The organism is Rhodopirellula halodulae (assembly GCF_020966775.1).
In the GTDB taxonomy this organism is placed as follows: Bacteria; Planctomycetota; Planctomycetia; order Pirellulales; family Pirellulaceae; genus Rhodopirellula; species Rhodopirellula halodulae.
Genome location: NZ_JAJKFV010000029.1, coordinates 993,698 through 1,015,755 on the forward strand (window position 1 = coordinate 993,698; position 22,058 = coordinate 1,015,755).

A 22,058-nucleotide genomic window follows, 5' to 3' on the forward strand; every position below is an offset into this window, starting at 1 on the left:
AAGTTCAGGTCAGCTCCGCCACCGCATCCGCCAACCGTTCGTATTGCTCGATCGAGTTGTAGGCTTGAGCGGAAATTCGCAAGCAGACATTCTCTTCGTCGAATCGAAAGATTGGTAGCTCAAGACGATGTTTCGCGCGAAGCGTTTGTCGGATCGCTAGGATCTCTGCGTTGGAGTGGTTCTTCCATGCTGGAATGGGAATGGTTGCGAGGCTTCCCAGCATCGATTCAGGAGCCGGTTCCGCGAGAGCCAGACGGTCCAACAAGAGTCGCCGGGCTTGGACGACCAAATCGTGGTTTCGTTTGATCAGCCCGTCCAACCGGTTGCTCTCTCGTGACGGAAAAAGATTCGCGAGGAAATCAATGGCGGTGGGCAAAGCGATCAGGGGCGATGGGTCAAAGGTCCCCGGCCAATTGAACTGACTTTGGAATGGCGTTGGACCAAAACCCTCTAAGTTTGCCCCGTGGCTGATGATAGATGGCAAGACTTCCGATTGGTGTTCGGCGGCGACGTGGAGAAAGCCGGATACCTTCGGGCCACACCACCATTTGTGATGATTCGCGGTGTAGTAGTCCGCATTGAGTTCCGACAAGTTCAGCGGGAGCATTCCTGGGGCGTGGGCACCATCGACCATGACTCGGGTGCCGTTGGAATGGGCGATGTCAACGAGTTCAGCGATCGGGAAAACGATCCCGGTGGGGCTGGTCACATGATCCAACAACATCCACTTGGTGTTTGGTGTGAGCTGTGTTCGGATTGCGTCGAGGACTTCATCCGGATGTCGAATCGGAAACGGCACCTGAGCGTTCAGCACGCTTGCTCCGGCCGACCTCGCGGCTTCTTGCACCGCGTTGATGCATGCGTTGTAGCCATGGTTGGTGACCAGGATTTGATCGTCAGCTGAAAGAGGAAGTGAGCGTATAACGGCGTTGACACCTTCGGTGGCATTTCGAACGAACGCGATGTCATTAGGAGAGGCATTCACCTCTTTGCCCACGACCTGTCGGACTCGATCCAGCTTCGGCAGCAGAGATCGTTCGGGGGCGAGGAATTCGATCGGATCGTTTTCCAACTGCCTCTGCCAATGATGTTGCTCTTCGAAAACACAGCGAGGCGTCGCGCCGAACGAGCCATGATTCAGAAAGTCGAGGTCCTTGCGAATCAGCCAGGCGTTGGAGTCAGTCAATTTTGATTTCCGATGCGAGAGAGTGAATGCCAAGTGGCAATGATTGAGTTGTTCGTGTTACGCCGATGGTATGCAGGTTGTCCCGTCAACGAGGCTTCAAGGCTTCGGTTATGATGACCTGCAAATGGCATTTTGGTGATCTGCTTTGCGAACGATTGGCTGAGTGAACCGAAAGCGGCGGAGGTGGTGATGCTCGTTCATACAGAACTAAAACCCATCGTGTTGGGTCGACGACTATGGATCAGTTGTTTGATTGTGGTGTTCGTGAGCTTTGTTCAGAAGGCCTGTTTGGCTGACGAGTCGTCACCCGCTGTACATCGCGACTTGGTCTACGCGAAGCTGCCTCAGCGAGAGCTGAAACTCGATTTGGTCGTGCCCCAATCCGAGACCAAACCGCCATTGGTGGTTTGGATCCATGGTGGTGGTTGGCGAAATGGCTCTCGCAAGAATCCACGCTTGGATGCCCTGACTCAGCATGGATTCGCCTTGGCCAGCATCAGCTATCGATTTTCGCAAGAAGCGATTTTTCCGGCTCAGATTCATGACTGCAAAGCTGCGATTCGTTGGTTGCGAGCCAATGCGGACCGCTATGGAGTTGATGCCGACTGGATCGCCGTGGCGGGCAGCTCGGCGGGAGGCCACCTGGCTTTGTTGCTGGGAACTTCCGGTGACGTGGACGAGTTGGAAGGCGAGATTGGTGGCAATCTGCGGCAATCGTCCCGTGTGCAGGCGGTGATCGACTTCTTCGGGCCGTCCGATTTTGTTTTGCGAGGAAAGACGCAACCGGAACGAGCCTACTCGGACCTGTCGGGAAGTTATGCGTTGCTTGGGGGGGCAGAATGACACGGTGCCCGAGCAGATGGAGCGATTGGCGAGTCCGATTTCCTATGTGTCATCCGATGATCCACCGCTGCTGATCTTGCATGGAACCAACGACAAGACAGTGCTCATGGATCAGAGCGAACGGATGGTTCAGGCATACGAGAAAGAGCGTCTCTCCGCCGAATTGATTGAAGTTGCTGGTGCGGGACACGGCGGCGTCCGTTTCTTCCAAGGCAAATTGATGGAGAAAGTGATCGGGTTTTTACTCGAACACCGACCTGAGAGATGAGTTGAAGCGTGCGATGAGTTCATCCTTGGGGGATGAAATCGAAAGTGGTGTTTGCGAGCGGTTGTTGGAACCAAAGGAAAAAAATCGTGATGCGTTGGATTGAAGTGTGGATGGTGTGTCTTGTTGCCTCCAGTTTTCTGCTCACAGAGCAGGACAACGCTTTGCTGGCACAGGAACCCAAGCGTCCCAATGTCGTTTTGGTCATGGCGGATGACATGGGTTATGCGCAGACCAGCTACTACGGGCACTCGTTGCTGCGGACACCTGAGTTGGATCGGCTGGCACGCGGTGGTTTGCGACTGGACCAGTTCTATGCTGCTTCGGCGGTGTGCTCTCCGACACGAGCGAGCGTTCTGACCGGACGGTCTCCGGAGCGAACGGGGGTTCCATCGCATGGTCATGCATTGCGTCTTCAAGAACGCAGCGTTGCTGTTGCAATTCGAGAAGCGGGCTACGTGACAGGGCACTTTGGAAAGTGGCACTTGGATGGGTTGCGAGGCCCCGGTGTGCCTATTTTGGCGTCGGATCGTTTTCACCCAGGACGGTTTGGTTTCGATGTTTGGTTGTCCGTGACAAACTTCTTTGATCGAGATCCGATTTTGAGTCGACGCGGCAAATTCGAGGGATTTCAAGGGGACTCCTCGGAGGTCATCGTTGAAGAAATGCTCGATTTCGCGAAACGTTCGGTGCGTTCCAAGCAACCGTTTTTTGCGGTGGTTTGGTATGGAACTCCTCATTTGCCGTTCCGTGCTTCGCCGGAGGATATTCAGTCTCTCGTCGATGCTGGTGAAGATGCGGATGACAAACTGGCTCGGCAGCAATTGGTCGATCGTTTGGATCAGGCGTCGCTGAACCAGTGCGGCGAGTTGGTGGCAATGGATCGAAGTCTGGGAACGCTGCGGGAAGGTTTGTCGAAGCTGGGGGCGTTGGAGCAAACGCTGATCTGGTTCTGCAGTGACAATGGTGGGCTTGCCCAAGTGAAGCCATCATCGACGGCTCCGCTTCGTGGGCACAAGTCACAACTTTATGAAGGTGGACTCCGCGTGCCTTGCGTTGTTCACTGGCCGGAGGTTGTGCGACCCAATCGCATCAGTCGCTTTCCGGCTTGCACGACCGATATCGCACCCACATTGTTGGATTTGCTGCAGTTGCCGGAGCAGTCATTGCTTTCGCCGACGGATGGAATCAGCCTCGCATCGTTGTTGACCGAGCGAGATTGGGAAGAGACCTCAGAGAGAAACGAACCCATCGGCTTCCGATTCCGAGGAGGTTCAGCTGTCGTGGACAATCAGTGGAAGCTGCTGCGATTGCCGAAGAAGAAGGCGGGCAAGCCCCAACAGGAACTCTATCATCTTGGGAAAGACATTGGCGAAACGACCAACCTGGCGAAGAAACACCCCGAGGTGCTGGATCGATTGAGCGGATGGTTGGACGACTGGAATCAATCCGTGGCTCAGAGCATCGCTGGGAAAGACTATTCCGAAGGTCACGTGGATCCTAACCACCCCAGTCCGAAATTTTGGACTGAAGAAGAGAACTACGAACCCTTCTTTGATGAGTGGCGGCAACGTCCCGAGTACGAAGAACGTCTGCGAGAGAAGGCTTCGTCTTAGTTCGACAACGGTTCCGCAATGAGCGTTCAACGCCCTTCGCGTCGCATCGTCAATTCACGCTCGATCGTGCGGCCCAAGAAGTAGTTGGCTGGGAGATAGGTGTTTCGATCCAGTGGGACGCTGACTCGAACGGTGACTTCTTCCGTGTCGTCGGTGATATTCGCAGGCCGCACTTCCAATGCGTAGTCGTTGACGCCGACGGTTCCCATGATGCGGTCAGCTTCCGCCTGAATTTCAGCATTCGTTCCGCCGGGGATGATTCCGACCCGTGCTCCTTCGTACACCGCGTTGTCGATGGTATGTCGGATCATCGACACTCGCATGAATTCGAAACCTGCGTAGAAAAACAAAAACAGCAGCGGGACAACGATGGCAAATTCCACCGCCACGACACCTCGTCGAGCATCGTTTCTACGTGATCGTTTCAAACCGAAGGTTGTGGATTGCATGGAAGGAGCGATGTTGGGGAAGTAGCGAACGATATGGGGCCGGAGATAACTCATTCAGTCAACACCGTGCCGAGTGTCAGAGCGATTTCACGATAGATTTCGCGGAGTTGCTCACCGTTGGTGGCGTGGAAGTGTCGGCCGCCACCGATGGTTGCCACTTCACGCATGCGTGCGATGTCGGCACCCGCCCCGAAGGTGATCGTATGAATGGTGACATCGTCGGCGGCCAAAGAAGTTGCGACGGTGCGAGGTTCTGGGCCGCGGTTGTGACGACCATCGGTCATCACGATCATGGTGCGTTCAACAAATTCAGGTGGACGACCGCGTCGAGCGATTTGCTGGCCAGCTTGCATGCCTCGCGAGATACTGGTGAAGCCGCCGGTTCGCAAACGTCCCATCGCGTCGGTGATTTCGGCAAAGTTCTCCGTCAGTTGAACGTCCTCGGAGGCTCGGTCGTTGTACGATGCCAGACCGATTTGCTCTTCCACCGGCGTGGTGGCGAGCAGGTCGGTGAAGATCTGGATCGCGGCTCGCAAATCGGCGAAACGACTGCCGGACATGGACCCGCTGCGGTCGACCACGAGCGTAACATCGCGTTCGACGTACGTCGCCGTTGCGAAGGCTTCTGGTTCAAAGATGGATGTGCCGGTGATGTTGCCGAAGAACAGCGGGACTGGACCCGACAAAGAACCCGTCGTGCGTTGCCCGTTCACGCGAACGCCGTTGAACGGTGCTTGACCACCGGTGAATGCGTATTTCCCATCCGGTTGGCGTTCGCTGCGTCCGAATTGAAAGTCGCCATCGCCCAGCAACAGCGGTTGTCCGTTGACTAGGTTTGCTCGCGCGATCTGTTGGCCACGTCGGATGGCAGCGTTACGATCCAGAGTGTCTGCGAGCGTGGTGGCAGCGGCGTTGGCGGCCGCGTCGGTTGACGCTCGAAGTTCCGTTCGGGAAAGGTGCATCTGAGCGATGTCGATCGAAAACGCGACGATGATCAAGAAGAGGAACATCATGATGGCGATGAGTACCAGCATGGCTCCTCGACGTGAGTTCGCTTTTTTCGCCGACGTGATGTTTTGCCCATGATCCACCACATCGCGGCACGACCAAGATTGGCGTTTGGTTTCATTCATCAACTGCGATGCCTGGCTGAAGTGGGCGAGGGAATGCATGACGCGGATCCGAGGGGGGCGGGCGATGGAAGGAATGATTCACCAGTGGTGTTGCTCACCGAAGGCTCACTGCTTGAGCATGACCGTTTGGACGGTGATTTGACGGTCCGTCAAGAAACGACCAAGTAGCGGGCTGTTGTTGGCACTGGACGCCGTGACGGAGGTGATGACTTCGGCAGCACGATCCGCATCGAGTGATTCGCCATTGGGGAATTCGATTCGGTAACCAACGATGCCGCGTGAGTCCAAGACCGCTCGGGCACGTGCTTCAGCGTCGGCGTTGCTGCGGCCGTCGCGAATGGCTTCCCGAGTGGATTCGTAAGCGGCCACATTGAGGGACTGCTTCAGGAAGATCATGCTGGACGCTTCAATGGAACCGAAGACGAGTAGCAACAAGACCGGCAAGCAAACGGCGAACTCTACAGCGGCAACGCCTGATCGCTGTTCTCGCGAGCGAACGTTGCGCGAATTGCAACCATGGATGGATGGTCGCCGGCGGAACGGATCGCGGATGGATTGTCTGTTAACCATGGGAAGCAATCACGCGGAGGTGGAGGGAGCATCGTCCGTTGCGGCGGAGTCTGTCTCCGTTTGCAAGCCAACACGCTGAGTCATTCGATTGAACGAATCAGCGACGTCTTTCCAAAAGTCGTTGTTGCGGAACGACAGTTTTTTAACCGGGCGTCCTTCCGCCGCGTTGACGATTTCGGTTCGCAATCGCATGATCGGTCCGGCGAATCGATTGGTTAGCTTGAGAGTGTCCAAAACGAATGCGGGAAGCAGTGCCATCGAGATTAAAAAGAATGGCAAGAATCGGCGAACGCAATCTTCGAACGACTGTTGCCAACTGAGGTCGGGTTGTTCAAACAATCGCAGCCACAGCAACAATGCGATGGAGTTGCAGACGAACAGAATCAGCCAGTGCGAAGCGATCTTCTTAACCACACCATACTGGACGGTGCGATCAACCACGGTGGTGGAGCGATCCTTGTGTGCAACGGGCGAACTTGCTGCGACGGGCGAATTGGCTGCGATGGACATGGTGCATACCGTTCGGACGGTGGAGGTGCGGACAATGCAGGTGACATGCAACCGCACAGAGCACAACGGTTGCGAACAAACCTAGTTCGCGCTGCCCCGGCGGTGGCGACATCCACCCAGCTCTTCTTCTCCTCTCGCAGAAAATCCATCGACTATGACGGTCGTGCCGGTTGTGTCAGCCAACGCCCATCGAATGGTTGGGTTGAATCGGCAATTCGGCTGACGGACAATGGAGGCATCCTCATCCCGACCAAGGCACGCCAACCAAGGCCAGTTGCTTCCATGAATAATTCAAACTCCAGCGACACGCAGTTCGCAATCATCCCCGATCGGCAATCCATCGAAACGGTTCAGCGAGACATTCGTTTTTTTCCAACCCAGAATGATTCGCCGACACTGTTGAGCCGTGATCAGGTGGCGGCCTGGAACCTCGATGGTTACTTGGGACCGTTGGATGTGTTGGATGCGGATGAAGCCATCTCACTGCGTGATTACTTTGATCAACTTTTGGCCGACACCATGGCGGAAGGCAAAGACAGCTACTCCATCAGTAGCGCGCACCTGAAGCACGCGCGGGTGTGGGACTTGCTGCAGCATCCAAAGCTCGTGAGTTATGTCTCGGATTTGCTCGGTGAGAATGTGATTGGTTGGGGATCCCATTTCTTTTGCAAGATGCCAGGGGATGGCAAGCGAGTCGATTGGCATCAGGACTGCAGTTACTGGCCACTGACTCCCACGAAGGCCGTCACCGTGTGGTTGGCGATTGACGACGCGGATCTCGACAACGGTGGCATGGAAGTCTTCACAGGTTCGCATCAGCATGGACTGATTGATTTCGATATGACTGAATCCGATTCGGGCAACGTTTTGGACCAAGTCGTCCATGAGCCGGAAAAGTACGGTCAGCATCGCTTCACGCCGGTGCGGGCGGGGCAAGTGTCAATCCATAGCGATTTGCTGGTCCATGGGTCGGCACCCAACCAAAGTGATCGACGTCGATGTGGTTTGACGCTTCGGTATTGCCCCGCCGATGTCACGGCGTATTTGGGATGGGAGAAGAAAGGCGTGATAGTGGCAGGCAGCGCGGATTCTGAAAAATGGCCCGGCGCGGAACGACCGGCGTCGCTTGCGAATTGAATTCGAAGTTCGTCGGACGCGGTTTACGAAGCCAGCGGCGGTTGATGGTGCTTGCGAAAAAACGGTAAAGAAGTGGCGTGGGCGGGCGATGGATGATGGTCTCGCGTTTTCGGATCCGCTGGCGGTGTCTATACTGGTCCATCCCCTTTTGAGTCGCGTGATCGCGAAGTGCCGCCCGAATTTCGCGGTGGCAGAAACCCTTTTTGATGTTGTTTTATGACTCTGGCATCCCTTTATCAGTCCAACGAATGTGCCGTTTCGTTTGAGCTTTTTCCGCCGAAAACGCCCGAAGGAGTGGACCTGCTTTGCAAGAATGTGGAGCGGTTGATGCAGTTCGGCCCGAAGTACTTCACCTGCACTTACGGAGCGGGCGGATCCAGCCGGGGAACGACGTTGGAAGTGCTGAAAAAGGTGAAGGAGATCACCCGGTTGCCCGTTGCTTCTCACCTCACTTGCGTCGGATCGACGGTGGAAGATTTGACCGGGTATCTGCAACAGGCCAAAGAACAAGGCGTGGATTACATCGTCGCTCTCCGTGGAGACCCGCCCAAGGGCACCGACCAGTTCGAGAAAACGGAGGGCGGACTGAAGTATGCCAACGAGTTGGTCGAGTTGATCCGTGAAAAATTTGGTGACCTCGGGATTGCCGTGGCCGGCTATCCCGAAACGCATCAAGAGGCGGTCGACTTTGACACGGATTTGGCCAATCTAAAACGCAAGGTGGACGCGGGAGCGGACATCGTGATCACGCAGTTGTTCTACGACAACACTGACTTTTACCGGTTCCGAGATGCGTGTGATGCGATCGGAATCAATGTCCCCATCGTTCCCGGCGTCTTGCCGGTGACCAACTTCAAACAGGCACAACGAATCGCTTCGATGTGCAAGGCGTCGATCCCGGACGCATTGCAATCGGCCATGACCGAGAACGATGATCCGCAACATCAATTTCGCGTTGGGGTGGATCATGCTCGAGAGCAGACCATCGATCTTCTGAAGAACGGTGTGCCTGGTATTCACTACTACGTTCTAAATAAGAGCGAAGCGGCCGCCGAGCTGCTGGACGGTTTATAGATGGCCGACGCGTCTTCCTGAGGTTGATCGGAATGGCTTGAATGAAGCGGATTGGTCACACGACGTAAGCCGTGCACCGACCGAGCGGCCAAGGCGTGCATTGATTATGCTTCATTCTAAAAAGCTCGCTTTGGTTAGCGGGGCTTCATGTCGCTTTGTCGGCGAATAGTGTTGCCATCCGTTTCTTTGGCGTCTTGTGTATCCTCACAACCGGAACCATCGGTCGGTGGGTTGTGGTCAATTGACGCTTTTGACCGATCAGAAGAGGCTGCGAACGTCGAAAACGTGTGTGCAGAGCTAAGCTTTTGTGTCCACACCCTTTCGAACGAGACGGCACTATGTTCGCTCCCATTCCAATCCAGCCACAGATTTTCACCGTTCACGGTCTGACCTATCGGGTTGCCCCGGTGACTCAGAAGAGCGAGAACGAAGACCCGCAAGTTTCGCGACGACGCGAAGAGCGAGGTCGGAAGCAATCTCGCGATGAGCGTTCTGATTCCGATGATCAGCACATCGATCGCGAAGCCTAGACAGCGCAATCGGTCGGACGTTTGGGAACTGCGAACGTCGCGCGAGCAGCTGTTTGCTTGAGCACAAAAAACGGCGAGACCGTTTGGCCTCGCCGTTGCGAAGAATTTGTCGTTTTGGGGCACTCGATCAGCGAGGGATTCCAATCGCGAAAAGTTTGTCTTTCGTGCTGATGAAGATTGTCTCGTCCGCAGCGACGGGCGTGCTGTAAACGCTGGTTCCCATGTTGATCTCTTCGATGGGCTCGTTGTTTTCGGCTCCCAGTTCAAAGACGCAAACGTCGCCGTCTTCGTCACCGATGTAGACCTTGCCGTCCGCGATCAGGGGGCTGCCCCAGCTTTGGGCGAACATGTCGTAGGTGAAGTGAACGATTGGTGTGCCATCGTCATTGCCTTTGGCATCCAAGCAGTGCACCAGTCCAGAAAAGTCTGCGATGTAAAGCAGGTCGTCTTTGATCGCGACTGTTCCACAACTGCGGTGCATTTCTTCTTCGAAGTCGATCTCGCCATCGTCGTTTTGATCGGCGAGCGAGTAGTGCCAAACAACGGCTGAGTTCGGATTGTCGACCGCAGTCTCACCAAGTTCCGGTTCGACCGCTTGGATTCGCTTGTGAGCGATGGGCTCTCGCGAATTGCCTTCCATTTTGACGGCTAGTTGAGGTGAAACGTCGCCGCGTTTGGTCGGGTCGATGCACCACAGGTGGCCTTCACCTTCGCCATGTTCCGGGTCTTGACCGACGGCGACATACACCAAGCCATCGTAAGCAACGGGGGTCGCGATCAGGTTATTGCGAGTTCCTTCGCCACCGAGAATCCATTTCGATTCTTTTGGGTTGCAGTCGAATTTCCAAAGCAGTTCACCCTTGCCATCTTTTCCGCCGTCAGCTTTGAAGCTGTAGAGCCAGCCATCACCACCGCAGAAGAGAACTTGAGGAACGCCGCCGAGCACCTCGATCGAAGGCGACGACCATTGGCCGTGCAGGATGTTGGTGCCGGGCGATTGGTCGGTCCAGAGGACTTCGCCCGTGTTCTTGTTCATGCAAATGAAGCTGGGGGCGGTGGGAGCGGGCAAGTTGATATGGGATTCGTCCAGCCCGTTGCTGGTGTTGACGAACAGCAAATCGCCGTAGCTGGTCACGCTGCAGGAGCACATGTTGTGTTGGCTGACGCCGAGTTCCTGCATCATGTTGAAGACCCAGATGACATCCGCGTCTTGTTTGTCTTCGACGCCGAGGTTCTTGAAGATGGAGATGCGTGGGCCGAGTTGTTTGATGGCCAGCGTTCGTTGCACGCCACCAAATTTGCCGTCGGCAGTCCAGGATTTGTTTTCGGCGAGCGTTTTGATCTCAACACTGCCTTCTGCTTCACTACCCGCGTCGGCCAGGACCTTTTTCAAAGCATCGGTCAGCTCACCTCGGTTCAGAGCGGACAATGAGTCTTCGTAGTCACTGCCTTCGCCGCTGTTTTGCAGATCGGCAACGCGAGCGGCTTCGTTCTTCACAGGGCCATCATCTTCGCCGTCGTGGAAACCCTTCGTATCGAGACAACGGACTTCGCCACGGCTGGTGACGAACCAAAGACGTTCGCCTTCGACGAGCGGGGCACAGCAGATGCCTTGAAGCGGCCAATCGTGCACACGACCGGTGATCAGTTTTTCGCTGCTGTGTTGCCAAAGGAAGCTGCCGTCTTCTTGGTCGAAGGCCAGTAAGCAGCCCAGGTCAACATTGTTGGGATAACGTTTGAGGTAGCCATTGCCGTTGTTGGTCCCGACGTAGACCTGTCCACCCGCAACGACCGGGTTACCGTAAGTTTGGCTGCCGAGACTGGAGAACCAGCGGACGTTCTCGGCTTTGGAGCCATCCCATTCGCCACTTCGACGGTCAAATTTGCCGATGTTCCATGACTCGGGAAGGTTCTTGGCATTGGGGACGTTGTTGCGAACGCGGGTACCGCCCCACTGAGGCCATTCTTCACCAGATTCGATGACCTTGGAGGGTTCGATGAATTCCTCCACATCCGCCGAGGCCGAGACATCGGACTTCGAAGTGTCAACATCCGCGACAACGGTTTCGTTGGCGGCGGCGACCAAGGTTGCGGTGCCCAAAGGAACAGGCGGCTGGCAACCACTAAGTAAAACGGTGGTCAACGTGCCCAGCATCGCGGAGCCGATCATCAAGCACCAAGCAGAAAATTCAGAGCGAGCCATGATTGTTTTTAAAGGAGGAGGGGCGTTGGAGGGTTGGGGCTTGAACACCATCAATTTTGAAGTGGCGAACTTGAGTTTGCGATCTTCGATGGGTTCAGCGGTTGGAACGGAGCTATCCAGCTATCACGAGGGATGGCTATCAATTGAGATGGCTCCGTCGCATCATTCGTTGGGTGTCACTTCCAAGTTGTCGATGTAAAGTTCCGCGACTTTGGCGTTGCCATAGAGACCGGGGCTGGCGGACATGACGGGGCTTTTGTCTTCCGCCGTCACCGTCCAATCGCTCGGTTCCGTTTCGCCGCGTGGCCAGACCTTTCCTTTCAGAATGGCGACCGCGTCATCGCCGGTGCCCTGCACTTCCGCGCGGAACTTCATGCGGTACCACTGGCCTTCCTTCCATGGGAAGTCAACGGTTTGAGCCATTCGCAATTGAGGCGACCAGGATCGGATCTGAAGTTGTTGGCTGTTGCCCATCAAATCCAACACGTAACCGTGTGCGGTCAGGCCGATGTCCGGCAATTGATCGTTGTTGCGGTCACCGCGCACGTCAGCGGCGATGGTGTAATTCGTGAGATCACTGCTACCCATCCAGGCACGGCTACGCGCACCTTTGGGAATCGTGTTGACCTTCACCAGAGCGGGCGAGCCATCGACCGGGCGAATCACGTGACGATAACGAGCACCCACCCAGGACAATGGAGGATCCGAAAGTTTGTCGAAGTCGAACGCCCATGGCAGATCAGGGACGATTCGCACGCGAGTGTTGCCAACGACGTCGCCAACTTTGGCGATGATGGTGGCGGCTGTGTGAGCCGCGTCGGCATTTGCGGTGAAGACGTTGCCGCTGATCGAACCGGGGCCTTCCACGCTGTATGAAACGGCGGAATCAGCCGGGTCGGCCAAGCGTTGCCCCAAGCGATTGAATAGGCGGACCGACAATTCCATCGTTTGTCCGGGACGCAGCAAAGCTTCGGCGGGAGTGACCAGAAGCTGAGCTGGTTCGGGATTCTCTTCGACAGCGGTTTCGCCCAGCATTTGTTCGGCAAGGACTTCGGCTTTTTGGGTCGAGCTTTCTTGCCCGACGCAGTAGAGCGCTGACGATCCTTGGAAATACAGTTTGCCGCCGGCCAGGATGGGCGACGAGTGGAAGGCTTCGTTGCGGATTCGGCCTTTGCTGAGGAACTCGACGCCGTCCTCGGTCATCTCCAAAATCGCCCAGCGACCATTTTCGGTCAGCACATAGAGCTTTTGATCCGCGACGAGCAGCGAAGGCCATTGCTTGCGGTCGCCGATGGCGATTCGCTCGGCAATCAGATCACCGGTTTCCGTGTCGATGACCCAAAGCTTGCAGCGGTCGTCCACCACGTACAACCGATTGTCGACAACGACGGGAGCACTGCGGCCGACCACCAACTCCTCGAGTTTCCAGACTTCACGGACGTATGTTTCGTCCCCGGTTCCGCCGACTTCCATCGCGGCGACGGCACCCATGGAGCTGCCGGTGACATTCTCTTCACTGTGGCTGGCGTAGACGCGATTTCCATCGACCAATGGGGTGGCGAACAATCCGCGGCGTGAAAGGGTTTGGTGCCACAGAGGTTTTCCGGTGCGAGGTTGGAAACCCCAAACGGCCCCGTCTCCTGCGCCGAGGATCAATTGCCGTTGGCCTTCGATGGTGGTCAGCGTGGGGGCCGAATACGTTGTGTCGTTGGGCAGGTCTTTCGTGCCGCTGAACCAGACGACTTCGCCGGTCAATTTGTCCATGGCGATCAAGCGGTGGTTCGGCTTGGCGGCTTCACCCCAGTTGATAATGATGCCGCTGATGATCACGAGATCCTCGTGAATTACAGGAAAGTTGGTGCGACCACCGTAGGTCGATAGCATCCCAAATTGCTCGTGCAGCGGTTTGCTCCAGACCGTTTCGCCGGTTTCGCCGTTGATGCACAGGAACAAATCGCAGACGCCCAAGGCGTATACGTTGCCGCTTTCGGGATCCGCGACGACGCTGCTCCAACCGACTCGCGTGTCAGGGACGTCCGACATCCAGACGTTGAAGCTGTTTTCCCAAAGGGTTTCACCGGTTTCCGCGTCCAGGCAGACGACTTTCTCGCCCTCGGTCGACGTACCAGGGTTGGAACGCATGAGTGTGTACAAACGTCCATTCATCACGACAGGCGTGCTGCGAGACCCGATGTCTTCGCGTTTCCACAGCAAATTGCTGCCTTCGCCGCCATCCGCGTCCCAGTCTTCGACCAGATTTTCGGCTTCTGCCGTGCCGTTGAAATGTGGGCCCCGCCAATAGGTCCAGTCGGCGGAGCCATTTTCCTGGGCGAAGAGCGAAGGGCACGATGCCGCCGAACAGACGACAAAGGCGAGCACTAACATCGAACGAGCCAAGACTCGCAAATGGTGAGCAGCGATGGGGGTGGTCCTGAGAATGCGTGGCGAGGTGATGGGGCGTCGTAACGGCGCGAACATCAAGCAATCCGGTGGGTGGGGGCAAAGGTGGGGAAGGAGAGGAAAGACAGAATAGTCCGAATCCTCTGGTTGAAATGATTTTAGCGTGGACGCACCCGTCGAGGGCAGACCCCGCTTTGTATGAAGTTTGCAAAACTTGACCAACGCCGCGAAAACGGTGTCTCGAATTCCGTGTTCTCGACCGGGTCAGTTGGGAGAAGGCGAATCCGCCGGTGTTCGACGAATCAATTGCGACTTTCACCGGGAAAATGCTCGTCACGCGAGTCGAACTCGGGTGTGCAAACGATCAGCACTTCCATCTCGCCGATTGCTCGGTGAGTGACGCCCGGCGGAATCAGGATGGATTTCAAAGGCTGTACCGGGTGTCGAACCCCGTCCAATTCAATGGCCGCATCGGGATCGCACTTTAAGATCACGTAAATTTCGGTGTGTTCGCGATGGAAATGTGCTCGCGCGTCTTGGCTGATCTGGGTGAAATGCAACGTGCCGGGGAAATCATCCGAATCCGCGAAAGCGCGGCGTGCGATTCCGCAGGGGCAGTCGACCGGATCAATCGCCCGCAGATCGACGATCTCTGGTGTGCGCAGATGCGGAACTCCGTCCGCGGAACCGTTTGATGGGGAGGCGGAAATCGAATTTGCTGCGGTGAAGTTTGGTTTCACATCGGTACGTTTCACGGCCCAGTGCCCCTCGTTTTGAGCGTGGTTCCCGCCCGGAGGTGGGTGAAAGTGGTGGTCTGCAACGATTGCATGCATCGTAGCGTGGGTTTGTTCGGGACAACCCGAACCCACCGAATAACCGGTTCAAAATTTCGTAAGCCGCAAACGTTAACAAGCTGCCGAAAAACGCCCAAACCACTGCATTGATCGAGGGTAGTCGCCGATACGTTTGTTGTCCGACTGACCTAAGCCGGTCGGTGACGCTCCCGGCGTCGCCTTCCAACACGGCTCTGACAGCCGGACAGACCCAGAAGTGCCGACAGCGGATGTCTGCACTTGGCAGAAAGTTCCTTCATCCACGGTTGTCTTCACCACACCGTCGCCAGCGACGCTGGCCAGAATCGAAATGGATTTCAGGACTGAACGAAGTCAGCGGGCTGGGTGCTCGCACCTGGTTCGGTTTGTGTTCTGAAGTCGCATCCTCGGGACTTGATCGTCGGCGACTTCGTCCGACGACCGTGTCCCCAAGGACACCGATTCAACGGTGAGGTTGCACGATCGCGAGTGACGGATCACTGCCGACAACTTCCCGCAACAATCTCGAGAGGGAGAATAATCTCCGATGAAGCGGACAATTTTAACACTGACGATGATCGTGGCGAGCTCGGTTTGTACGCAAAGCTTCGGCTTTGACTTGCTGGACCGCATGCTCGGCATGAAAGGCTGCGGCAGCTCCACGGCTTGCTGTGAAGCTCCTGTTTGTGAGCCTACTTGTGGCTTGGAAGCACCTTGCGGTGGCTGTGACAGCGACTGCGGATGTGCACCTGCTTGCGAACCCGACTGCGGTTGCGAAGCACCTTGTGGCGGTTGCGACAGCGGATGTGGCTTGCTGAAAGGCAAGTTGCTGAGCGGATGCAATAGCTGCGAACCAGCTTGCGGTTGCGAAGTTGCTGATTGCGGCTGTGCACCTGCTTGCGAAACCGCATGCGAGCCAGCTTGCGGTTGCGAAATCGCTGCTTGCGAACCTTCTTGCTGCGACAGCGGATGCTCGATCGGCAAGGGTGGTTTGTTGAGCAAGTTGTTCGGCGGCAAAGGCTGCAACAGCTGCTGCGAAGCTCCTTGTGAAATCGCCTGCGAGCCAGCTTGCGGTTGCGAAGTTGCTGACTGCGGCTGTGCACCTGCTTGCGAAACCGTATGCGAACCAGCTTGTGGTTGCGAAATCGCTGCTTGCGAACCTTCTTGCTGCGACAGCGGATGCTGCTCGGTTGGCAAGGGTGGCTTGCTGAAGAAACTGTTCGGCAACTTGGGTTGCAAGAAGAGCGGCTGCTGCGACATGGGTTGCGACGCTGCACCTTGCGACACCGGATGCGGATGTGGAACGACCTACGCAGCACCTACCGCTGCTCCAGTCGAAGCTCCTCAAGCTGCTCCAATGCCACCAGCACCGATCGTTGATCCAAGTGCAAGCATTTCCCGTAATCGTCGCGTCATTCAGGCCAGTGCCAGCTACGTTCGCTGAGTGACTCGTTCACCCAGAAAACAGTAGACCACTGCGTCACACAGACGTGACTTCAAACGCCTCGGCGAAGGGTAACCTTCCCCGGGGCGTTTTTCGTGCGCTCAGGACAGTCCGCGTCACACGCCGCGAACGATCGCGTAGATGCTGATCTGCATTCGCGAAAGCTTGCTGATGTAGTCTTCCATCAACTCGATTGGCTGCACCTGGTGCATGTCCGAGATTTCAATCGCCAAACAGTCCGGCAGGGTTTCGCCGCCACGCACGGGATCCAGCGACAACCAATGGTCGTCCGCTTTGGCCATCACCCAAGCGTGGTAAACGAAGCGGTTGCCTTTGGGAAGGCTTCGGCGGGTTTGAAAAGGCAGCGACGGGTCCGGCGTCGCCGAAATCGTTTCGGCACCTTGGTGACGAATGCCCAAGACAAGTCGACATGGTATTTTTGCAGATCGAAGCAGCGCCATCAGCAAGAGTGATTGTTCCGTGCTGTCCGCCGCCGACGAATCGGCGATCTCACTTGCTGCACGCATTCCTTTGGAAAGCGGAGTGAACGACATCAGCGAATGCACTGTGCGATTCATTTCCATCACGCGTTCGGCGGTCGAGAAATTGGCTCCTCCTGCAGTGGCGTTGGCGATCCGGCGAACGGAGGCTGAGCGGAAGTCGATCAGCGAGGTGGACGCCAAATCATTGGGCGACTCGTCGGTCTGCAACTGATCGAAACGGTCGCGAAGTTTGGATTTTGGCACGGCGACTCGTGACACGATCAGCTTTTGCTGCAATTCGTTCTTGCCCCGTTGCAGGTATTGCCGCGGGGCGAGGGCAGCCTGATCAGTGAATGCTTGGTTCTCGCTTTCCGTTTTGTCCGCAGCGCTAGTCGAGTCAGCATCATTCGGGTCAGGAACGGTCTCCGGTGCAGGTGGTTTGGCCCACACGATCTTGTAGCCAACTTGTTGCAGGTCGCCTTTCAGCAGGCTCTCTTCGGTCTCGATGGGTTTGCCTGGAACCTGCAGCGAGATCGGAGCGTCCTGTTGAAGGAATTCGCGACCCAGCAATTCGTACTGCGTTTCGGTGCAACCGTAAGAGAAGCGTTGCTCATTGGACACGTGGTAGAGCTGAACGTCGCCATTGTCGTCGAACCAATAAACGGATTCCCGTTGACGCTCAGGACCCAGTGACAACAAACACGAAGCTTCCTGCAGCACCACTTCTTGGAAACCCTCTCGCGTGAGGACCGATGGAGACGCCAACGAGTTGTGCTGCAATCGTAGGTTGGCGACTTCTCCCAGGATCGGAAGCAGCACTTTGGCTTGTCGGACTTCACCTTCTTGCAGGGGCTTTCGCCGCAATGTTTGGTAAACGTGCAGCGGGCCACCCAACGGAGAATCAATTCGCAGCGTTTTGCGTTTGGTGGTGATCAGGCGATCGTCGTCGAACCGCACTTCATTCGCGGTGACTTCGATGTTGCGATGGAACTCGATGGGCCCGCGTCGAAACGTGCAGTCCACCTTTTTCAAATTGCCATCGGCGTCATGCCAAAAGGTCTGTTGGTTGGACTCGAGGATTTGCAGCATGCCTCGATAGGTCAGCCCGCGTTCTTCCAAGTCGACACGGATTTGATCATCGGTGTCGCGAGTCGATTTGGCGTGGATCCCGCCAAGGATTGTCGAACGCAAGCTGTGGATCTGCCAAGATTCCCATTCGTCGGCCAAGCGAGGGTCTCTCTCGACCGGCGATCCATTGTTCGTGCTCGTTCCCGTTGTTGATGAAAGCGTCCGCGAGGTTTCTGAGTTCCCGTTGACACCGCCACCGCCCAAGTCGGCTGTGTCGAACGCTTGTTCGGGCGTCGATGGGCGCGCCGAGTTGCGTGACTGGGATGTCAGTGTGGAGGAAGTTTCGGATTGCCAGGGGGCCGGTTTCTCGAACGTCTGGATGTCGTATCGATCGGGGAAGTCACAGCCGGCCAAACCAGCGACGATGCAAAGCCCGAGCAAAACGGGGGATCGACCAGAGCCGCCGCAATGTGGCGAACGATTCAACGATATCGACTCGCACATTCTGGATCGAATGGCGGAAACGGCCGAGACGAATGCCGAGAGAAAAGATGCTGTTCGATCCATCTTGAACCAGCCGCGGGGAAGCGATGCAAAAGAGCGGACCAAGACGCGAACAGTGCGACCTTGGCCTGAACCACCAATGTCGACTCCGCAGGGATCGTGTCAAGCTCTATCGCATTTGGGCGACGCGGTTCCTGAGCGGCCAAAGTCGTGGTTTTCGCAGTGAAAACCAGGGTCGAAATGGGCCGGTTGAGGAGGTTGTGACGGTGGGGCCGGTTGGGTGATCGGCAACGCAGGCTTTCAGCGAGTTTTGAGCGGTTTGCGGTGACTTGGAGGGACGTTGTTCAGACGTGACCTAGTTTTGAGTGTTCGCCAGTCGCAACGGTGAACCGGCTCAGGCAACTTTTTCTCCCTGGCGTCGTTATCACACACGCGTCGAAAATTACCAATCAAATGGGCTTTCTCAAACGCATCCTTCGTCCAACGGCACAGGACGATGCCATTCCAACATCCGCTCCTGGCAGCTTCGAACGTCTGACCGACGAAGAACTGCAGGTCCACATGGGAATCAAAACCTATGGGATGTTTGAATTGACCGACGCCATTCGACCATCCTACGACGTCCAAATTTCGCCTCGCCAAGGATTCCGGTACGACAAATACGTCGACGAATCCACCGGAGCGACCACCCCGGTGATCATGGCGGCTGCTTCCAAGCCCGTCCTGATGGACCTGTTCATGGATCTGATCGATCAGTTGGGAACCGTGGTCGACGTGGTTTTGGAAACCAGCCACCACAGTTCGTCACAGCATGAAGATCTGTACCGCGAGCACATCGATGTGCCCGTGCTGAAGAGCATCCTGATGGAATTCGAGGACGTGTTGCTCAACGACGGTTGCACCGGCATCGCCATCATCAACACAGCCAAGCAGCAAGAAATCCAATTGGATGAACACAAGTTGTTGATCGCTTATGGAACCCCGCTGGACGGATTCCGTCAAACGCTGATCAACTCCGATGTTTATCCAGATGATTCCATGCGTTTCATCACGGAAGCCGAACATGTGCACAGCAGCAGCGAACGTCTTTATGACCAGTTCCAGCAGCTGAAAACTCGACTGGGCGTCGAAGACGAACACGACCCAGAATGCGAAGCTTGGTGAATCAAGCTCGCAGTTGAACGAACGAAGTCGCCGTGTTCAGGCAAGTGCGCGGCGTGAGTTGGCAAACGCATTGATCGCGTTGGTCGAGAAAAGCCCGTCTTTTGTCGAGGCTGTTTCGATGAAGCTTCACCGAGCGTCCGCAAGCTTTGGATCAGGCGGCTGCTCGTTGAGAAGCGGAGGCCGGGAAGCGGATGATGAACGCGGTTCCTCGTCCGACCGAGCTTTCGACGCGGACACGTCCTTTGTGTTCATCAATGATGTCTTTGCAGGCAGCCAGCCCCAGTCCCGTTCCGCCTTTGCCCGTTTCATCGGGACCTGACTTGGTGGAGAAATACGGATCGAAGATTTTGGGCAGCACGTCTTCTGGAATGCCTTTGCCGGAATCTCGAACGGTCAATTCGATTTGCTGGATTCCTTCTTCGCCGGTTTCGACGCCGGTCACGCGAATCCAGAGCGTTCCGCATTCACCGATCGCCTGACGCGAATTGGTCAGCAGGTTCAGTAGCAGGCGTTGAATTTGGTTACCGCTGCCGTGAACCGTCGCCGTGTCAACCAAGTCCGTTTCCACGCTGATTCGGTACTTCTGCATTTCACGTTGCATCAGCACCAAAGTTTCACGGACCAGACCGCTTAAATCGACGGGGCCCATCGCGTCGCTGCGGTTGCGGGCTTGCGCCAGAATCGTGTTGGTGATTTGGGCGGCACGCTCAGAAGCTTCAAGGATCTTTGTCAGTGCCTTGTCGCGGCTGGCTTTGTCCTCATTTCGCAAACCCAACTTGGCGTAGTTGATGACGGTCATCAGCACGTTGTTGAATTCGTGCGTTGCCGTGCCGGTCAGCTCACCCAACGTGGCCATGCCCTGCAAACGCTTCACTTGATCACGCAGCATCGCCACCTCATTGGCTTGCGAGTCGGCGGTGGCTGTCGTGTTGGATGAAGCTGGCTGAGACATGGCTGGATTCAGGAGTCCGCTGGAAAGAGGTTGCGTGTTTGATCTATCGGAACAACCCGAATCGTTGATAAATCCAGAACCGCTGGCCCGCAAACCTTACCTGCCACAGCTCATTTGACCTGGGCGTCGTTCGCGTTCGCGGTACACCAGCCCCGACGAAGTCACCGGGGCCCGCGAAGTTCGAAGGAGATGGCTGGTTATGGATCATTTTGACGACGAGAACGTGCTGGATCGTCTGAAGCGAATGACTCGCATCGCACGCCAAAACGGATTCGAAATCCGAGGCGAACCGCTGGATGGAACCGGCTGCACCTGGTGCGAAATTCGCGGCAAACGGATCCTATTCCTGGATCTGACGCAGACCGCTGCGGAGCAAGCCCTGGCCATCGCGGAAATCTTGGAAACCACCCGGTTGATCCGACCCAACGCCCCCGTCGCGGCCTCCACCCGCTCCGAAATTCGCGGCGTGAAACAAGTCGCCTGAACCCAATCGCTTTTTCGCGGGGTGTGGTTTCAGTGAAAAACCTCGGCTGCGGTTTTGGCTGTCCATTTGCGAATTACAATCAGACGCGGTTTTTTGATGATTGTCTCCAAGTGGATTTGACTTCCGATGCGTGTGATTGTGACTGGTTCCAGTGGGCTGATTGGCTCGGCTGCTGTTCGACACTGGGATGCCCTGGGTGACGAAGTCATCGGGATCGACAACGACATGCGGGCCACGTTCTTTGGTCCCGACGGAAGCACGAAATGGAATCAATCGCGTCTGGAAAAAGAGACGTCGAACTTCCGCACCGTTGCGTTGGACATTCGCGACCGCGAAGGCGTGTTGGATCTTTTTAAGAATGAAACACCTGATCTGGTGATTCACTGCGCGGCCCAGCCCTCCCATGACAAAGCCGCAGCGATTCCGTTTTTGGATTTCGAGGTGAATGCCAACGGCACGCTCAATCTGCTGGAAGGGACGCGGCAACACGCTCCTGATGCTGTGTTTTGCCACATGAGCACCAACAAGGTGTACGGCGACGCTCCCAATGAGTTGCCTCTGGACGAATTGGAAACGCGTTGGGAATACGCTCGGAAAGAGGACTACAACGGAATCGATGAGTCCTGCCGCATCGACCAAACCATGCACTCGTTGTTCGGCGCGTCCAAAACTGCGGCGGACGTGCTGGCTCAGGAATACGGCAAGTACTTCGGGTTGAAAACAGGAGTTTTCCGAGGTGGTTGCTTGACGGGTGCCAGCCATAGCGGTGTGGAATTGCACGGCTTTCTGAGTTATCTCGTTCACGTGGCGGTGACGGGCAAGCCGTACACGATCTTTGGCTACAAAGGCAAACAAGTTCGCGACCAAATCGAGTGCAGCGACGTGGTCAAAGCCTTTGAAGCGTTCTCCAAAAATCCACGCCCGGGTGAGGTCTACAACATTGGCGGAGGACGTGAGAACGCGGCGAGCGTATTGGAGAGCATTCAAAAGATCGAAGAACTCTCCGGCCACAAAGTCAATTGGACGCTGGGCGACGACAACCGCAAAGGCGACCACATTTGCTACATCAGCGATCTGTCCAAGCTGCGTCGTGACTATCCCGATTGGGACATTCGAGTTTCGCTCGACGAAATCCTCCGTCAGATGATCGCAAGCGAAGAAAGCAAGTTGGCGACCGCGTAGCGATCCGTTTCGATTTCAAAAACTCAAACAAAAAGCCGCCCGTCGGAGGC

At 56.1% G+C, this 22,058-nt stretch carries 20 protein-coding genes; 9 read left to right on the forward strand and 11 right to left on the reverse strand.

Translation table 11 applies throughout. The features are described from left to right. Positions 1-4: 4 nt before the first annotated feature. A complete protein-coding gene (locus tag LOC70_RS16700) occupies positions 5-1,186 on the reverse strand; it encodes an aminotransferase class V-fold PLP-dependent enzyme (RefSeq protein WP_230255128.1) in 1,182 nt (393 codons plus the stop codon). A 135-nt stretch (positions 1,187-1,321) separates the two neighbouring features. On the opposite strand from LOC70_RS16700, the gene LOC70_RS16705 reads away from it, so the two are divergent. The 3 genes from LOC70_RS16705 to LOC70_RS16715 all read left to right on the forward strand — a co-directional run bounded on the left by LOC70_RS16705 (position 1,322) and on the right by LOC70_RS16715 (position 3,910). Beyond that, on the forward strand, positions 1,322-2,029 hold the full coding sequence (locus LOC70_RS16705; RefSeq protein ID WP_230255129.1) for an alpha/beta hydrolase: 708 nt from the start codon (positions 1,322-1,324) through the stop codon (positions 2,027-2,029). A 4-nt stretch (positions 2,030-2,033) separates the two neighbouring features. Beyond that, positions 2,034-2,297 (forward strand): alpha/beta hydrolase family protein, encoded by a 264-nt coding sequence (locus LOC70_RS16710; RefSeq protein WP_230255130.1) that lies wholly within the window; start codon positions 2,034-2,036, stop codon positions 2,295-2,297. An 89-nt stretch (positions 2,298-2,386) separates the two neighbouring features. Next, positions 2,387-3,910 carry a sulfatase family protein gene (locus tag LOC70_RS16715; RefSeq protein ID WP_230255131.1) on the forward strand — a complete coding sequence of 508 codons (1,524 nt, stop codon included), beginning with the start codon at positions 2,387-2,389 and terminating at the stop codon, positions 3,908-3,910. A gap of 26 nt (positions 3,911-3,936) precedes the next feature. On the opposite strand, the gene LOC70_RS16720 is transcribed toward LOC70_RS16715, so the two are convergent. From LOC70_RS16720 to LOC70_RS16735, 4 genes are all read right to left on the reverse strand, one after another. Beyond that, positions 3,937-4,413 (reverse strand): TadE/TadG family type IV pilus assembly protein, encoded by a 477-nt coding sequence (locus tag LOC70_RS16720; protein WP_230255132.1) that lies wholly within the window; start codon positions 4,411-4,413, stop codon positions 3,937-3,939. Further along, positions 4,410-5,531, reverse strand: coding sequence for a vWA domain-containing protein (locus tag LOC70_RS16725; protein WP_230255133.1), 1,122 nt, complete (start codon positions 5,529-5,531; stop codon positions 4,410-4,412). Before LOC70_RS16725 ends, LOC70_RS16720 begins: the two co-directional genes overlap by 4 nt. Before the next feature lie 66 nt (positions 5,532-5,597). Continuing rightward, entirely contained in the window at positions 5,598-6,062 is a 465-nt protein-coding gene (locus LOC70_RS16730) for a TadE/TadG family type IV pilus assembly protein (RefSeq protein WP_230255134.1), read from the reverse strand. Between the two features lie 9 nt (positions 6,063-6,071). After that, positions 6,072-6,572, reverse strand: a complete 501-nt coding sequence (locus tag LOC70_RS16735; protein ID WP_230255135.1) for a hypothetical protein — start codon at positions 6,570-6,572, stop codon at positions 6,072-6,074. 282 nt (positions 6,573-6,854) lie between these two features. Between LOC70_RS16735 and LOC70_RS16740 the strand changes: the two genes are divergently transcribed. From LOC70_RS16740 to LOC70_RS16750, 3 genes are all read left to right on the forward strand, one after another. After that, positions 6,855-7,709 carry a phytanoyl-CoA dioxygenase family protein gene (locus tag LOC70_RS16740; RefSeq protein ID WP_230255136.1) on the forward strand — a complete coding sequence of 285 codons (855 nt, stop codon included), beginning with the start codon at positions 6,855-6,857 and terminating at the stop codon, positions 7,707-7,709. A 216-nt stretch (positions 7,710-7,925) separates the two neighbouring features. Continuing rightward, positions 7,926-8,783 (forward strand): methylenetetrahydrofolate reductase [NAD(P)H], encoded by an 858-nt coding sequence (gene metF, locus LOC70_RS16745; RefSeq protein WP_230255137.1) that lies wholly within the window; start codon positions 7,926-7,928, stop codon positions 8,781-8,783. Between the two features lie 338 nt (positions 8,784-9,121). Continuing rightward, positions 9,122-9,313 carry a hypothetical protein gene (locus tag LOC70_RS16750; protein WP_230255138.1) on the forward strand — a complete coding sequence of 64 codons (192 nt, stop codon included), beginning with the start codon at positions 9,122-9,124 and terminating at the stop codon, positions 9,311-9,313. Between the two features lie 127 nt (positions 9,314-9,440). Here LOC70_RS16750 and LOC70_RS16755 read toward each other — a convergent pair whose 3' ends face one another. The 5 genes from LOC70_RS16755 to LOC70_RS16775 all read right to left on the reverse strand — a co-directional run bounded on the left by LOC70_RS16755 (position 9,441) and on the right by LOC70_RS16775 (position 18,163). Next, positions 9,441-11,516: an outer membrane protein assembly factor BamB family protein gene (locus LOC70_RS16755; protein WP_230255139.1), complete on the reverse strand. Its 2,076-nt coding sequence runs from the start codon at positions 11,514-11,516 to the stop codon at positions 9,441-9,443. 162 nt (positions 11,517-11,678) lie between these two features. Then, positions 11,679-13,901, reverse strand: coding sequence for an outer membrane protein assembly factor BamB family protein (locus tag LOC70_RS16760; RefSeq protein WP_315857306.1), 2,223 nt, complete (start codon positions 13,899-13,901; stop codon positions 11,679-11,681). 317 nt (positions 13,902-14,218) lie between these two features. Then, positions 14,219-14,581: a cupin domain-containing protein gene (locus tag LOC70_RS16765; RefSeq protein WP_230256180.1), complete on the reverse strand. Its 363-nt coding sequence runs from the start codon at positions 14,579-14,581 to the stop codon at positions 14,219-14,221. Positions 14,582-15,082: 501 nt separating this feature from the next. Then, positions 15,083-15,988 (reverse strand): hypothetical protein, encoded by a 906-nt coding sequence (locus LOC70_RS16770; protein ID WP_230255141.1) that lies wholly within the window; start codon positions 15,986-15,988, stop codon positions 15,083-15,085. A 300-nt stretch (positions 15,989-16,288) separates the two neighbouring features. Beyond that, a complete protein-coding gene (locus tag LOC70_RS16775) occupies positions 16,289-18,163 on the reverse strand; it encodes a transglutaminase-like domain-containing protein (protein WP_390889078.1) in 1,875 nt (624 codons plus the stop codon). Between the two features lie 516 nt (positions 18,164-18,679). Here LOC70_RS16775 and LOC70_RS16780 point away from each other — a divergent pair. Then, positions 18,680-19,390 (forward strand): hypothetical protein, encoded by a 711-nt coding sequence (locus tag LOC70_RS16780; RefSeq protein WP_230255143.1) that lies wholly within the window; start codon positions 18,680-18,682, stop codon positions 19,388-19,390. A 151-nt stretch (positions 19,391-19,541) separates the two neighbouring features. Here LOC70_RS16780 and LOC70_RS16785 read toward each other — a convergent pair whose 3' ends face one another. Continuing rightward, the gene (locus tag LOC70_RS16785; protein WP_230255144.1) at positions 19,542-20,342 is read right to left on the reverse strand and encodes a sensor histidine kinase; all 801 of its coding nucleotides are present in this window, start codon (positions 20,340-20,342) and stop codon (positions 19,542-19,544) included. A gap of 199 nt (positions 20,343-20,541) precedes the next feature. On the opposite strand from LOC70_RS16785, the gene LOC70_RS16790 reads away from it, so the two are divergent. Beyond that, complete coding sequence (locus LOC70_RS16790; protein WP_230255145.1) at positions 20,542-20,826, forward strand: hypothetical protein; 285 nt, start codon at positions 20,542-20,544, stop codon at positions 20,824-20,826. A gap of 126 nt (positions 20,827-20,952) precedes the next feature. Continuing rightward, positions 20,953-22,008, forward strand: coding sequence for an NAD-dependent epimerase/dehydratase family protein (locus tag LOC70_RS16795; RefSeq protein WP_230255146.1), 1,056 nt, complete (start codon positions 20,953-20,955; stop codon positions 22,006-22,008). Positions 22,009-22,058 lie beyond the last annotated feature (50 nt).

Excerpts from the sequence above, each read along its gene's own strand:
- LOC70_RS16760 (WP_315857306.1), bottom strand. The coding sequence starts at position 13,901 with ATGTTAGTGCTCGCCTTTGTCGTCTGTTCGGCGGCATCGTGCCCTTCG.
- LOC70_RS16780 (WP_230255143.1), top strand. The coding sequence starts at position 18,680 with ATGGGCTTTCTCAAACGCATCCTTCGTCCAACGGCACAGGACGATGCC.
- LOC70_RS16720 (WP_230255132.1), bottom strand. The coding sequence starts at position 4,413 with ATGAGTTATCTCCGGCCCCATATCGTTCGCTACTTCCCCAACATCGCT.
- LOC70_RS16770 (WP_230255141.1), bottom strand. The coding sequence starts at position 15,988 with ATGTCGCAGCAGCCGCTCTTCTTGCAACCCAAGTTGCCGAACAGTTTC.
- LOC70_RS16750 (WP_230255138.1), top strand. The coding sequence starts at position 9,122 with ATGTTCGCTCCCATTCCAATCCAGCCACAGATTTTCACCGTTCACGGT.
- metF (WP_230255137.1), top strand. The coding sequence starts at position 7,926 with ATGACTCTGGCATCCCTTTATCAGTCCAACGAATGTGCCGTTTCGTTT.
- LOC70_RS16725 (WP_230255133.1), bottom strand. The coding sequence starts at position 5,531 with ATGCATTCCCTCGCCCACTTCAGCCAGGCATCGCAGTTGATGAATGAA.
- LOC70_RS16730 (WP_230255134.1), bottom strand. The coding sequence starts at position 6,062 with ATGGTTAACAGACAATCCATCCGCGATCCGTTCCGCCGGCGACCATCC.
- LOC70_RS16755 (WP_230255139.1), bottom strand. The coding sequence starts at position 11,516 with ATGGCTCGCTCTGAATTTTCTGCTTGGTGCTTGATGATCGGCTCCGCG.
- LOC70_RS16795 (WP_230255146.1), top strand. The coding sequence starts at position 20,953 with ATGCGTGTGATTGTGACTGGTTCCAGTGGGCTGATTGGCTCGGCTGCT.
- LOC70_RS16785 (WP_230255144.1), bottom strand. The coding sequence starts at position 20,342 with ATGTCTCAGCCAGCTTCATCCAACACGACAGCCACCGCCGACTCGCAA.
- LOC70_RS16715 (WP_230255131.1), top strand. The coding sequence starts at position 2,387 with ATGCGTTGGATTGAAGTGTGGATGGTGTGTCTTGTTGCCTCCAGTTTT.
- LOC70_RS16790 (WP_230255145.1), top strand. The coding sequence starts at position 20,542 with ATGGATCATTTTGACGACGAGAACGTGCTGGATCGTCTGAAGCGAATG.
- LOC70_RS16735 (WP_230255135.1), bottom strand. The coding sequence starts at position 6,572 with ATGTCCATCGCAGCCAATTCGCCCGTCGCAGCAAGTTCGCCCGTTGCA.
- LOC70_RS16740 (WP_230255136.1), top strand. The coding sequence starts at position 6,855 with ATGAATAATTCAAACTCCAGCGACACGCAGTTCGCAATCATCCCCGAT.